Raw genomic sequence first — 14,648 nt, forward strand, 5'->3', positions numbered from 1 at the left:
ACGAACCGACGTCCGGAGCCATTGTCGCCGGCGATGGTTTTCGAGCCCACGACTGCCGCCGCACGTTCCCCTCCGACCCCATCGCACCGTAGGTCCGCTCCGCCCGGCAGTTGGCTTCCGAGGTCACGATGGCTCCTGCTCAGCGCTGCCGGCCCGAACGCCGCCAGTCACTCCAGGGGTGTGACGTCGGTGGACCGGAAGCCGACGGCCACTGGGTCGGCGCTGATGAGAACCATGCTCCTGCGTCCGGTGGACTACCGCGTCATCCGGTCGATCAGGCGGGCGAGTTCGGTGACGTACGGTGGCTCGAACAGGGTTAGGTGGTCTCCTTCCAGGAGGTGGTGGGTCATCCGGGCGGGGGCACAGACACAGGACCAGGAGCGGATCGCGGTGCGCCGGAAGTCCGCATCCTGTTTGTCGGCCTGGACGAGTGCGACCGGGCCGGCGTACAGCGAGGGGCGGTAGTCTCGGGCGGCCCGCAGATGGGCGCGGTTGGTGCGCCGTCTAAGGTCCAGCCGGAGCAGCTCGGCGGCGCTCACATCCTCCTCCGCCGCTACGGGGCGCGGCTTCTCCCGCTCGTCGTCCTCGTCGGACTCCGGGAGTTGTGCGGAGAGGTAGCTCTCGACGAGGAAGACCATCTCCGCGCGCTCACCCCGCAGTTCGAGCAGCCGGGCCATTTCGAAGGCCACCAGCCCGCCCATGGACCAGCCCAGCAGCAGATACGGACCGGTCGGCGCCACCGCGCGTACGGCCGCCAGATAGCGGGCGGCCAGCGCCTTGACGCTCCGGTCCTCGTGGTCGGCACCGTCCGCCGATGTCTGGAGGGCGTACAGCGGGCCGCGCAGCTCGGGGCAGGCGGCGAGATGGCGGAAGCCGGTGGCCTCGCCGCCTGCCGGGTGGACGCAGAACAGCGGAGTGCCCTCGCCCTGTGGCCTCAGTGCCACGATGTCGTCCGGAAGGGCGTGCGGGACGGCGTCGCGCGCCTTGAGCAGCCGGGCCAGGTGCTTCGGCGTGGCCGCCCGTCCGGGCCGCCGCACCTCACGACCCGGCCCCGGCCCCGCCTCGGGTTCTGAGAAGAGCACGGGGACCGGGAGCTCGGCGTGGAACTCCCCGTTCAGCCGTGCGATCAGCCGTACGGCCAGCAGGGAGTGACCGCCGAGCGTGAAGAAGTCCTCGTCCGCGCCGACGGGGGCGACGCCGAGCAGCTCCTCGAAGACCCGGGCCACGGCGGCCTCCACCGGGTCGGCCGGCGATGTGCCGGCACCGCCCGCCGACGAGACCGGGGACCCGGTGCCGTCGGCCTGGACGAGGGATCGCACCGCGGCCTGGTCCACCTTGCCGTTCGAAGTGAGGGGTATCGCCTCGGTCCTGGCATACGTGGTCGGCACCAGTTGGGCCGGCAGCCGCTCGGCCAGGTGGGCGCGCAGGGCCTGCGTCGTCGTGGTGTGGACGTCGTCGGCGACGACACAGGCGGCCAGGTGGTCGCCGTACTCCTCGTCCGCGACCAGGACGACGGCGGCGTCCCGCACACCAGGGTGCCGCAGCAGCGCGGCCCGGATCTCCTCGGGCTCCGCCCGTACCCCGTTGACCTTGATCTGGTCGTCCACCCGCCCCAGGTACCGGATCAGGCCGTCCGGGCCGACGCAGGCGAGGTCGCCCGAGCGATACAGACGGCGGCCGGGTTCCGGTGAGAAGGGATGCGGTACGAACCGTTCGGCGGTGGCGGCTGGGGCGCCCAGATATCCGCGGGCGAGGCTCGTGCCGCCGATGTAGATCTCACCCGGCACGCCCACCGGCACGGGGGTGAGGTCCTCGTTCAGGACGAGGACCTCGGCGTGGTCCATGGGGCGACCGATAGGGACGGGGCCGGGGCCGTCGTGGGCGCCCACCTCGTGCACGCACACGCCGACGGCGGTCTCGGTCGGCCCGTACTCGTTGAAGATCCTCGTCCCCGGTGCGTACGTCGTCCAGGTGTCGATCGCACTCCTGTCGAGGGCCTCGCCGCCGAGGACGAGGGAGCCGGTGGTGCCGGTGAAGTCCCGTGGTTCCACGGACTGGTTGACGACCTTCAGGTGCGACGGGGTCAGCTTGAGCAGATCCAGGCCGGTCCGGTCGGCCAGGTCCGCGGAGAGGGCGAGGGCGTCCCGCCAGGCGGGGTCGAGGAGGACGGGACGACCTGTGATCAGCGGCAGGAACAGACTCGTCACGGTGAGGTCGAAGCCGATCGAGGAGTGCGCCATCGCTCCGCCCTCGCCGCCCCGGCCGTCCGCGCCGTCGCCCTGGTTGTCGCCCTCTCCGTCGTCGCGAACGGCGCCTGCGGCGACGTACGTTCGAGCGCTCCACAGCAGGTAGTCGCACACAGCCCGGTGCGGCAACATCACCCCCTTCGGTGTCCCGGAGGAGCCGGAAGTGAACATGATGTACGCGAGGTGGTCCGGGCCTGCCTCGCACGACCGTCCGGGTTCGACTCCCGCGTCCGCACCGGCGGGTGGCAGGTTGCGCAGATCGAGGCACGCGACGCCCTCGGCCGCCACCGCCTCGTCCGGGCGGTCGGTGAGCAGCGTGCGGCATCCGGCCCGCTCCAGCAGTTCCCGGGTCCGCAGGGGCGGGAGCAGCGGATCGAGCGGCACATACGTCCCTCCAGCCTTGAGCACGGCCAGCAGGGCGACGACCAGCGCGGCCGAGGGGGCCGCCCGCACCGCCACCGGGGTTTCGACGCGGACGCCCCGGGCGCGCAGCACGCCGCTCCACCGGTCCGCCCGCGTGTCGAGTTCCCGGAAGGTCAGCCGATCGGTTCCGGCCACGACGGCGAGGGCGTCCGGGGACCGTCGGGCCTGCCGCTCGACGAGGCCGTGCAGACACCGGCCATCCGCCTGCTCCGGGAGGTGGGCCCGCAGCTGGGCGGCGCCGGCAGCGGGAGGCAGGCTCGCCTCGCGCACGGGGGTGGCGGGCGCGGCCAGCAGCTCGGCGAGCAGTATGGCGTACTGGTCGGCGAGCACCCGGACATAGGCGTCGTCGAACTGCTGGCTGTCGTAGTGCCAGGTCGTGCGGCCTTCCGTCGTGCCCAGGGCGCAGGTCAGCCGTAGGGCGTGGGACTCGGTCTCGACGTCGTCCCAGGCCACGGCGAAGGTGACGCCGCCCGCGCACCGCGGTTCCGGGGTGTCCGCGCAGACGAAGCCGATGTCGCGCCCCGCCTGCTCCGCGGCACCGGAGGACGGGGTGTCCTGCTGGGCCTCCTCGGCGTCGGACAGGGCGCGTTCCGCGCGGGCGGCGAGGGCGTCGAGGACCAGACCGGGGTCGATCCGCGCGGTGATCTCCGCCCACTGGGCGAAGTGGCCGAAGACGGTGGCCGTCTCCTCGAACTCCCGGCCGCTGAGCAGCGCGTCGACGGTGATGTCGCGCTGTCCGCCGGTCCTGGCCAGCAGCGTCTGCCAGCAGGCGAGCAGCACAGCCCCCGGCCGCACGCGGCGCCGCCGCGCGTAGTCGTGGACGGCCGTCGTGACGGCGTCCGGCAGGGGCGCGGTGACGGTACGGCGCTCCGGCCGGCCGGAGCCGGGAGGCCGACGCAGCGGCAAGGACAGCCGTGAGGTGGGTCCGCCCAGTGCCGGGTGCGGTGGTTCCTCGCCGAACTCCTGGTGCTGCCACTCGGCGAACTGGCTGTACTGCAGCACCTCGTCGGTGGGCGGTGTGCCCGCGTACCGCTCGGCCAGCTCGTCGACGAGCAGCCGCAGCGTGTGACCGTCTGCGGCCAAGGCGGTGGTGGTGAGCAGCAGCGCGTGCCGACGGGGGCCGAGGGCGAAGAGGGCGGCCCGCAGCACCGGGTCCTCCAGCCCGCCGTGCGGCTGCTTCCGCCGGGCGCGGACCTCCTCGTCGATCCTGCGGCGGCGCGTCGTCTCGTCCAGGTGGCCCAGCTCTGCGTGGGACCAGCATGGGCCCGTACGGTCCGCGTCGTGGACGACGAGCAGCGCGTTGCGGGCGCCCGGCACCCGCCGGTAGACCGAGCGGAGAATCTCGTGCCGGGCCACCGTGTCGTGCAGCGCGGCCGTGAGCCGGTCCGTGTCCAGCTCGCCGTCGACGGTGACGAGCACCTGCGCCCAGGACAGCACGCCGCGTTCCGCGAGCTCCCACAGCCGCCGCTGCCGGAACGACAGCCGGAACCCCTCCACCTGCCGAACCTGCTCCGCCTCCGCCGTCACTGGTACCTCACCATGTCGCCCATGGCGACGAGGAGTTCGCGCTCGCCGCGGAAGGGATTACGGGCATGGGCGGTGAGGATGTTGTCCAGCAGCATCACGTCACCGCGCTCCCAGGGGAAGGAGACCTCCAGCTCCTGGTAGACCCGCAGGATCTCGTGCATCGCCTCGTCGGGTATCTCGGTGCCGTCTCCGAACCGGCAGCTGCGCGGGAGTTCCTCCGGGGCCATGGTGGACAGCAGCGACTCCCGTACCTCCGCGGAGAGGCAGGCCGTGTGCCAGTGCTGTGCTTGGTTGAACCAGGACCACTCGCCGGTGCGCGGATGGCGCAGCACGGCGGGCCGTACGGCGGTGGTGCGCAACCGGTCGCCGTGCCACTCGTAGCGCAGTCCCTGTCGGGCGCAGCGGGCCTCGGCCTCGGCCCGGTCCCCGGTCCGGAAGACGTCCCGCCAGTCGAGGCCGAGTCCGGTGCCGTAGTTGCGGACGTACATGACCCCCTTGGCGGTGAACTCCTCTCGCACCGCCGGGTCCAGCCTTCGGTGGACGGCGCGGCTGTCGACCAGGGGTGTCTCGCCGCCGGAGTCGGCCGGGCGAGCGCAGCAGAACCAGATGCGGGTCGGGCCCTCGTCGTTGAAGGAGTTCTCGTTGTGCCAGAGCAGCTTCTCCTCCGGCGGGAAGAACACCGGCGTGTAGACGTTGCCGCTCAGTGCGGCGCGCGGGTGCTCGCCGTTCTCGCCGAAGAGGTCGTCGACAAACACGGAGGCGAAGCGTTCCAGGGCGTCCGGGTCGGTGACGGTGAAGCCCCGGAACAGCAGGGCGCCGTGCCGTTCCAGATCGGTGTCGAGCCGGGTGCGGTGCGAGCGGGCCCAGACCACCAGGTCGACGTCCGGGCGGGCCGGGCGCAGCACGAGCGGCAGGTCGGCGCCGTCCCGCAGCGGCTCCCGTACGACCACGTCGTCCGTGGCCACGGCGACCTTGGTGGGCTTGATCCCACGCAGGGCCGCGGGGCCGCGCCGCCTGGCCCGGCCCGACGCGGAACGGGCCGTGGGAGCCGTCGTGGGCAGGGGTGCTTCGGCGATCGAGGCGTCCGGTCGGGCGGCCATGTCCGCGACCAGCGCGACGTACTGCTCGCGCAGTTCCTCCATGGTCGACGCGTCGAAGAGGTCGGGGTCGTAGTTGAGGAACCCGGCGACCCCGTCGTCGTCCTCTTCCAGGACGAGGGTGACATCGAAGCGGCTGGTGTCGATGAGGTCCACCGTGAACGGGCTCAGCCGCAGGCCGGCCATGGCGTCGGCAGCCCGCCGGTTGCTGTTGAGCACCAGCTTGATCTGGAACAGCGGGCTCTGGTTGCGGGTGCGGGGCGGGCTGAGGGCCTTGACGACCTCCTCGAACGGCAAGTCCTGGTGCGCGTAGGCGTCCAGCGCCACGTCCTTGGTGCGGCCAAGCAGTTCGCGCCAGGTCGGGGCGCCGGTGAGGTCGGCGCGCAGCACGATCTGGTTGACGAAGAAGCCGATCAGCGGTTCGGTCCTGCTGTCGGAGCGGCCGGCTACGTCCGAGCCCACCACGAGATCGGTCTCCCCGGTCCGCCGGTTCACCACCGCGTACAAGGCGGCTAGCAGCGCCATGAACAGGGTGATGTCCTCCTCCCGGCACAGCGCGCGTATCCCGTCCGTGGTCGCGGCCGGGATCCGGAAGCGCAGGCTCTCGCCCCGGTTTTCGGGGTGCGCCGGGCGCGGCCGGTCCAAGGGCAACCCCGGCAGGTCGAGGATGCCCCTCAGGCGTGCCGTCCAGTGATCCACCAGACGGTCGAAGTGGCCGGCCTCGGCGAGCCGGCGCTGCCAGACCGCGTAGTCCGCGTACTGCACAGGCAGTTCGGGCAGGCGGGGCGCTCGGTTCTCGCGGCCCGCCGTGTACAGCTCGGCCAGCTCGTCCAGCAGGACGGCGGCGGACCAGCCGTCCACCGTCACATGATGGGCCGTCAGCAGCAGAACATGGTCCGCCGCGCCCAGCCGGAGCAGCCCGGCCCGCAGTACGGGCCCGGTGGCCAGGTCGAAGGGCTCGGCGTACTGCTCCCTGGCCAGCCGCCGCGCCTCCGGTTCCCGTCGCTCCGGCGGGTAGGAGGTCAGGTCGGTGAGCGGGAGCACGGGAGGCTCGGCGGGCAGTACGGTCTGGAACGGCTGCCCGTCGCGGGCGGTGATCACGGTCCTGAGTACCTCGTGCCGCCGTACGATCTCCGCCACCGCCCGGCGCAGCAGGCCGACGTCGAGTTCGCCTGTCAGCCTGACGAGGACCGGGAAGTTGTACTGGGCGGTGTCCGGGTCCATCTGGTGGAGGAACCACAGGCGTTCCTGGGCGAAGGAGGCCGGTACGGTCCCGTCCCGTTCGGCGGGGGCCAGCGCGGGCAGCACGGGCCGGTTTTTCTCGGCGACCAGGCCGTCGACGAGAGCGGCCAGTGCGCCGAGTGTCGAGGCGTCGAACGGCCCGCGGATCGGCACCTCCACCTCGAACTCCTCCCGCAGTTGGAACACGAGGCGGAAGGTGAGCAGGGAGTGCCCGCCGAGGTCGAAGAAGTCGTCCTCGGCACGGATACCGTCGCGGCCGAGCAGTTCGCTCCAGATGGCGGCCATCCGCCGTTGCGTGGACGTGAGTTCAACCTCCGGCCGCACCGCGTGGTCCCCGGTGTCGTCGTCCGAGGTTGTCAGCGGCAGGTCCATGAGCGCGGCGCGGTCGACCTTTCCGTTGGCGTTGAGCGGGATCCGGCGCAGCACGACGTACCGGGCGGGGAGAAGCGGACCGGGCAGGCGTTCGGCGAGCCGGGACTCGATCCCGGACAGTGCGGCGAGAGCCGCGGGGCGCCACAGCGGTGCGGTGGCGAGCCGGTGCGGCTCCGTGGCGGTGACGACCGGCGGCAGCGCCGTCGGCGGCGTTCCTCGGCGGTGCAGCAGCAGGTCGTAGGAGCCGTCGGGCCGTCCCTCGGCCCAGCTCGGTTCGGCTTCGTACCCGTGGCGCCCGGCCAGGCGGCACAGCTCCTCCGGGTCGACGCCCGGCCGTACAGCGTCCGGCGCCGCGCCGGAGAGCCGGGCCAGCAGCCGCAGGTCCCCCGCCAGCCGGGCGTTGGGGATGCCGCGCAGCACGAGCCGGTCGGCGCGTTCGGCGCCGAGCAGCGTGTCCAGGCCGTCGGCGTCCAGGCCCTCCGCCTGCCAGTCCCGCTCCGGCGGTGACCCGGCCGACCCGGCCCCGGGGCCTTCGTCCGCCGTGTGCTCGCCAGTGACGGTCAGGACGACGTCGTAGCGGTACCGGGTCAGTTCGTTGTCGGCCGTTCCCCGCTTCAGCAGGACCCTTACCGAGCCGACCCGCGGCCACCGTGCGGTCAGTCCGCCGAAGAACCGGGGGTCGAGGCAGAGTTCGTTCTCGGTCTCCACGCGCCAGGTGGTCTCGGCGCGCAGGACGGCGTCGGGCGTGCCCGGCTTCGCCCGGTGGGCGGCGACGGAGGCGTGGAAGGCATCTAGGAGGGCGAGGTTGCGCAGGTCGCCGAGGAACACCTGACCACCGGCGGGCAGCGCGTCGATCGCCCGCTCCAGGACCGCCAACAGGTAGTCCAGGGAGGGGAAGTACTGGACGACGGAGTTCAGGATCACAGTGTCGTACGTCTCTCCCGGGCGGATCGCGAGATGGGCGGGGCCGGCCCGCAGCCCGATCCGCTCGGTGGCGACGGTGGTGCCGATCTCATGCCTCAGCCGTTCGATGACCTGCTCTGACAGGTCGACGCCCTGGTAGAAGTCGCAGTCGGGGGCGACCCGGGCGAGGATCAGGCCGGTGCCGCAGCCGATCTCCAGGGCCCGGTTCGGCCGCAGCGTGCGTATGCGGTCGACCGTGGTGTCGAGCCACTCGCGCATCGCGTCGGCCTTGATCGGGTCGCCGGTGTAGCTGCTGTTCCAGCCGACCAGGTCGAATGACGGGTCGGCGGGGCGCTCCGCGCAGCCGTAGGTGTCCTCGTACAGCGTCTGCCAGCGGCTCACCCAGTCCGTCTCGGCCGCCGCGTCCGGCGGTGCGCCGGCGTTGGTGTCGGGGCTGACGAAGGCGATCAGCTGCCGGGACTCGGGGGTGGAGCCGTGCGCGATCACGGCGGCCTCCCGGACCGCCGGATCCCGGGCCAGTTCGGCGGCCACTTCCTGCGGCTCGACCCGGTGGCCGCGTACCTTCACCTGGTCGTCGAGGCGGCCCAGGTATTCGAGGTCTCCGCCGGCCGTCCGGCGCACCCGGTCACCGGTCCGGTACAGACGTCCGCCTGGCTCGCCGCCGAAGGGGTCGGGGACAAAACGCTCCGCCGTCAGGCCGGGGCGGTTCCAGTAGCCGTGGCAGACGCCCGCCCCGCCGACGTACAGCTCTCCGGGCGCGCCCGGTGGCACCGGGTTCATCGCCTCGTCGAGCACGTACAGCCGCGCATGGTGCACCGGCCTGCCGATCGGCACGCGGCCGAAGCCGCCTGCCGGGTGCGCGCTGTCGTACGCGGCGCAGGCCACGGCGGTCTCCGTCGGGCCGTACTCGTTGATGATCCGGGGCGCTCCGGCCGCCCTGCGCCAGGCCGCGAGCTGCTCCTCGTGCAGCTCCTCGCCGCCGAGGACCAGGGTGTGGGTCCACGCCCCGGCACGGGCGGGGGCCGTGGAGCCCTCCAGCATCTTCAGGTGCGAGGGGGTGAGCTTGACGAAGGCGAGGCCGGTGTCCGCCTCGGCCGAGGCGCGCAGGGCCTCGCCGGGTCTGCCGGACTCGTCGGCGAGCAGCAGGCGCCGACCGGCCAGCAGCGGGGCGAAGAGGCTCGTCACGGTCAGGTCGAAGGAAAGCGAGGAGTGCACGGGGACAGCGCCGTCCGCCCCGGGCGGCAGGTACGTCTCCACCGCCCACAGCAGGTAGTTGGCGACCTGACGGTGGGAGAGCATGGCGCCCTTGGGCCCGCCGGTCGAGCCGGAGGTGTACATCAGGTACATCAGGTCGTCGGGCCCGCCGTCCCCTTCCGGCGGGGCCCCGGTCGCCTCCTCGGCCACCCGGTCCGGGTCCACCACGACGGTCGGGATGTCCGGGACGGCAGGGACCGCCGGGTGCCCCGGTCGTGCGTCGGTGACCAGCAGCACGGCCCCGCTGTCTTGCAGCATGTGATCGCGCCGGGCCTTCGGATAAGCCGGGTCGAGCGCTACGTACGCGGCGCCGCTCTTCAGCACGGCGAGCAGCGCGACCAGCGCCTCGGGCGTGCGGGGCAGCAGCACCGCGACCACGCGGCCGGGACCGGCGCCGAGGCCACGCAGCCGGTGGGCGAGGCCGTTGGCGCGGCGGTCGAGGTCTCGGAAGGTCAGGTCGGTGCGACCCGGCGCCGACACGGCCACCGCGTCGGGGGCGGTGCGCGCCCGCTCGGCGAAGAGCCGGTCCACGCGCGTGTCCTCAGGGCGGTCGGCAGGTGCGCCGTGGCCCTCGCGCAGGACCTGCTCGCTCTCCACGGCCGTCAGCAGCGGCAGTTCATCGATCCGTGTGCAGGGTGTGGCGGTCACGGCGTCGAGCAGGACACCCAGCGATCGGGTGAGCCGCTCACCGGTCGCCGTGTCGAACAGGTCAGTGGCGTGGATGAGCCGGCCCTCCAGTCCGGCGTCGGTCTCCCAGATGTTCAGGTCGAGGTCGAAGCGGGCGGCGTCGTGGTCCAGGTGGTCCAGTGGAATGAGACCGATCCCGCCCGGCAGGGTACGAATGGGACGCGGCGGCGTGTTGTGCAGGGTGAAGTTGACCTGGTAGATCGGGTTCCGGCCGGGGCTGCGCTCCGGGTGCAGCCGCCGGGCGATCAGGTCGAGGGGCACGTCCTGGTTCTCGTACGCCTCCAGGCACGTCGTGCGGACTTCGGCGAGGAAGTCCTCGAAGGACGCCTCCGGTGCGACCCGCGAGCGCAGCGGGACCGAGTTGGCGAAAAAGCCGACCAGATCGTGGAAGCCGCGGTAGCGCCGGTTGGCAACGGGGGTGCCGACCACCACATCGTCGTGGCCACCGTACCGGGCGAGCACGATCTGGAACGCCGCGAGCAGCACCATGAACAGGGTGCTCCCGGTGCGCGCGGAGATCTTCCGCAACTCGTCGGTCACGGGCGCGGGAACGGTGAACACCGTGGACTCGGCGCGCCCCTGGGGGCGCTCGGGCCGGGGACGGTCGGCGGGCAGCGGCATCGGGTCAGGGGCACCGGCCAGCCGGCGTTCCCAGTAGTCCAACTGGCCGGCGGCCTCGGCGCCTTCGGCCCACTCGTGCTGCCAGCGGGCGTACTCGGCGTACTGCACCGTGTGGGCGGGCAGTTCGGGCGTCTGCCCGTCCAGGCGCGCCCCGTACGCGGTGCCCAGATCGCTCAGGAGGACACCCAGCGACCAGCCGTCGACGACAGCGTGGTGGAAGGTGAGTACCAGGACCGCGTCGTCGGCGGCGAGGCGGAGCAGCCGGAACCGCATCAGCGGTCCCTCGGCCAGGTCGAACCGTTCCTCGGCGTCCGCCCGCGCGAGTCGCTCGGCCTCCGCCTGCCGGTCGTGCCCGGGCAGCGCGGACAGATCGACGACGGGTAGCGCGCGATGCCGGTGCGGCAGGACCCGCTGCACGGTACGGCCGTCCCGGACCGGAAGGACGGTGCGCAGGACGGCGTGGTGGCGCAGCAGGTCGTTGAGGGCGGCTTCGAGGGCGGTGTCGTCCAGTGGTCCGGTGAGGCGGTACACGACGGGGCTGTGGTAGGCCGGGCTGTCCGGATCCAGCCCGGACAAGAACGCCATCCGTCGCTGGGTGAAGGATGCGGGGGCCTCCCCGTCGTCGTCCAGGGCAGGCAGCCCGGTCGGGGCGCCCTTCTCCCATAGACGCTGTCGCAGCAGGGCCCGCTGCCCGGCAGGGAGGCGTTCGATCCTGCCCCGCAGATCCGCGTCGATCGCGTCGGCCGTGTTCGTGGTGCGCGTCATGCGGCTCCCCCCGCTCGTTTCTCGGCGCGCCGGGACTCGGCGAGCCGCTCCAGTTCGGCCACCAGGCCGTCGAGTTGTTCCGAGTCGTCGTCCGCTCGCGCGGACGCCGGTACGGCCGCCGCCTCGCCGGCGGCCCGCTCGACCTCGACGGCGAGGCCGGCCAGGGTCGGCACGTCGAACAGGGTGCGCAACGGCAGAGCCACCCCGAGTCGTTCACGGACCGAGGTGCGCACCATCGAGGCCAGCAGCGAGTGACCGCCGACGAGGAAGAAGCTGTCGTGCACCCCGAAGGACCGCACGCGCAGGGCATCCGCCCAGATCTCCCACAGAGCGCGCTCCGTCGCCGTTCTCGGCGGCACGGTGTCGGCGTCCGACGGACCAGCCGCACCCTCGGCGATGCCGGGCAGTGCCCGTCCGTCGATCTTCCCGCTGGGTGTCGTGGGCAGCTCGTCGAGCATGACGACATGGCCGGGCACCATGTGCGACGGCAGCCGGTCCCGCAGCCTGCCCAGCAACTCCGGCGGGGACGGTCGGAGCCCCGGTCCGGGGACGACGTAGGCGACGAGCCGCCGGTCCCCGGCGATGTCGACCGCCCGCACGACGCATTCGCGCACGTCGTCGCGGTCCAGCAGCGCCGCCTCGACCTCCCCCGGCTCGATGCGGTAGCCACGGATCTTCACCTGCTGGTCGGCCCGGCCGAGGAAGTCCAACGCACCGTCCGGGAGCCTGCGCACCAGGTCTCCGGTTCGGTACATCAGCGCCCCTGGCCCGGAGGCGAACGGATCCGGCAGGAAGCGCTCCGCGGTGTGGCCCGGGCGGCCCAGATAACCCCGGGCGACCCCCAGCCCACCGACATACAACTCGCCGGTCACCCCGATCGGCACGGGGCCCAGATCCTGGTCCAGCACGTGCAGTGTGGTGTTGGTGAGGGCGGAGCCGATGGGCACGCTCAGGGTGTCCTCGGACAGCCGGTCCACCAGGTGGGTCGTGGAGAACGTCGCGTTCTCGCTCGGGCCGTACCCATTGTGCAGGTGCCCGGGCGGCGCGCCGCCGTGCAGCACCGCGCGCGTGCGACGGGGGTCCATCACCTCTCCGACGACGAACAGATGGCGCAGTCCGCCGAAGGCCCTCGGGTCGATGTCGGCCACCCGGTTGAAGAGGGTGCCGGTGAGGGCGGCGATCGTCGGCCGCAGCTCACGCAGCGCGGCCAGCACCTCGTCGGGCCCGAGGGGTTCGTCGCCGGGCAGCACGTCCACCCGGGCGCCGTTGCACAGCGCCCCCCACACCTCGAAGGCGGTGATGTCGAAGGCAGGGTCGCCGAGATGCAGCAGGACGTCGCCGGGGCCGATGGATATGTAGTCGGTCGCGGTGATCAGCCGCACGACGGCCCGATGGGGTATCCCGACAGCCTTGGGCCGCCCGGTAGACCCAGAGGTGTGCACCACCGCGGCCAGCCCGACGGGGTGGGAGCGGGACCGCGGAAGCGAGCCGACGGGGCAATGCCTGACGTGCTCCGGGCCGGCTGCCACAGGCTTGTCGTGTGCCGGCCCAGCTGCCAAGGGCCCCTGTCGCTGCGGGGCGGACGTATCGGCGCTGTCGTGCTCCGCGTCGGTGAGTCGCAGTACGGGTACGCCCAGGCCGTGCAGCCAGGCGGGGGGTTCGGCGCGGCTGAGGACAGCCGAGATCTCGGCGTCGTCGGCCATGAACCGCAGTCGTTCCTCGGGGTGGCCGGGGTCGAGGACGAGGGGGGCGCCGCCGGCCAGGAGCACGCCGAGCATGCCCGTGACCAGGTCGGCGGAGCGTCGCATGTGCAGGGCGACGACGGAGTCCGGGGTGACGCCAGCCGCGATCAGGGTCCGTCCGACACGCTCGGCCCGCCCCCGCAACCGCGCGTACGTCCAGGTTCCGGTGCGGTCGGTGAGGGCGAGAGCTTGCGGGGTGCGCTCCGCCCACGCGAGGAACAGGCCGTCCACGGTGGCCGGTTCGGGCAGGGGACGGTCGGTGGCGTTCCAGGCGTCGACCCGGGCCCGGTCCTCGGGCGACAGCACCGGAATCTCCCCGATCCGCCGGTCGGGGGTCTCGGCGAGGGCGGTGAGCAGTGCGCGGAAGGCGGTCGCCATGCGGTCGGCCGACTCCGGCAGCCACAGGTCGGACGCGAGACACAGCTCGGCCCCGAGGTCGCCCCGCCCGGCGTCGTCGCCATTGGTCACCGTGCACTGCAGGTCGTAGGGGACGGTCGCGTCGTCCAGGGTGAGTGCGGACGTGGTGAGCCCCGCCGCGGTGAAGCCCGTACGCCGCGCCCCCGTCACGGCGAAGACCGCCTGGCAGAGCGGGTGGCGGCTCAAGTCCCGGTCCTGGCCGAAGAGTTGAACGAGCCGCCCGAAGGAGACGTCGGCGTGCCGCTCCGCCTCGTCCCGGGTGCGTGCGACGCGACGCACCGCTTCTCGTAAGGAGGGACGGCCCGTCAGGTCGACCCGCAGCAGGAGCAGATCCTCGTACGGCCCGAACGCTGTCCGCGCGGACTCCGGCGGACGACGGTCCACGGGGGTACCGAACACCACGTCGTGCCGACCCGTCCAGCGCGCCAGCAGCACGGCGAAGGCGACCGCGGGCACCGTCCACGCCGGTACGCCTTCCTCGCGGGCGAGCCGCCGCAGGGCCTCGGCGTGCCGGGCGTCGAGGAGCAGGCCGCGACCCGTCGCCCGGTAGGTCGGTGTCCTCGGCCGAATCCGGTCGACCGGCAGGTCGAGCGGCGGGAGACCCGCCAGCCGCCGCTTCCAGTACGACAACCCCTCGTCCCGGATTTCCCGCTCCAGGACCGCCCGCTCCACGGGCATCCGGTCCGCGTACGAGAACGGGAGCTGCGCCGGGCCCTCGCTCAATGCCGCGTGATGGCAGGCCAGTTCATGCTCCAGCACAGTGAGCGAGGCCCGGTCGGCGACGATGCGGTGCGCTGTGAGCAGCAGCACGTGCCGCTCCTCGCCGGTGTGCACCAGGGTGGCACGCAGTACGGGCCCGCTGCCGAGGTCGAAGGGCCGACCGCTCTCCTCGGCGAGTACACCGCGCAGCTCCGCCTCGGGCACGGATCCGTCCCGGGCGTCCGTCCCCGGCGCGGATCCCGCCTTGAGGTCCAGTTGCCGCAGCGGCACGTCGGCCGTCGCACGGACGGTACGGCGCGGTCCGTCCCCGCGATCGTCGAAGGAACTGCGGAGCAGCTCATGGCGGGAGACGCAGTCCCGCAGGGCGGACGCCAGTCGACCGGCGTCCAGCGGGCCCTCGATGAGAGTGGCGGCGGACACGTGGTGGACCGGGGCAGCGACGGCGATCTGCTCCAGGTACCAAAGTCTCTTCTGGCCGTGGGAGAGCGGCAGCCGGGGCGCCCCTGCCGAGCGGGCCGTCGGTCGTGTTTCCAGGTCGTCGTGCACGATGGCCTTCCCTGGTTCGCGGTTCGGCGGGTGCGGTGACGGACCGGGAGCCAGCCCGCCCGGTC

3 protein-coding genes are annotated in these 14,648 nt (G+C 72.8%); all 3 read right to left on the bottom strand.

The annotated features are described in order from the left end of the window. Positions 1–254: 254 nt before the first annotated feature. Genes M878_RS51800 through M878_RS51810 form a run of 3 tightly spaced genes read right to left on the bottom strand, consistent with a single transcriptional unit; the run spans position 255 to position 14,583 of the window. The gene (locus M878_RS51800; RefSeq protein ID WP_023544319.1) at positions 255–4,196 is read right to left on the bottom strand and encodes a non-ribosomal peptide synthetase; all 3,942 of its coding nucleotides are present in this window, start codon (positions 4,194–4,196) and stop codon (positions 255–257) included. Then, a complete protein-coding gene (locus M878_RS51805; RefSeq protein WP_023544320.1) occupies positions 4,193–11,158 on the bottom strand; it encodes a non-ribosomal peptide synthetase in 6,966 nt (2,321 codons plus the stop codon). The genes M878_RS51800 and M878_RS51805 overlap by 4 nt, the downstream gene beginning before the upstream one ends. Continuing rightward, positions 11,155–14,583: a non-ribosomal peptide synthetase gene (locus tag M878_RS51810; RefSeq protein WP_023544321.1), complete on the bottom strand. Its 3,429-nt coding sequence runs from the start codon at positions 14,581–14,583 to the stop codon at positions 11,155–11,157. The genes M878_RS51805 and M878_RS51810 overlap by 4 nt, the downstream gene beginning before the upstream one ends. Positions 14,584–14,648 lie beyond the last annotated feature (65 nt).

Source organism: Streptomyces roseochromogenus subsp. oscitans DS 12.976 (assembly GCF_000497445.1).
GTDB classification, from domain to species: Bacteria; Actinomycetota; Actinomycetes; order Streptomycetales; family Streptomycetaceae; genus Streptomyces; species Streptomyces oscitans.

Bases quoted from the DNA above. Each gene is read 5' to 3' on its own strand.
- M878_RS51805 (WP_023544320.1), bottom strand. From the start codon at position 11,158: ATGACGCGCACCACGAACACGGCCGACGCGATCGACGCGGATCTGCGG.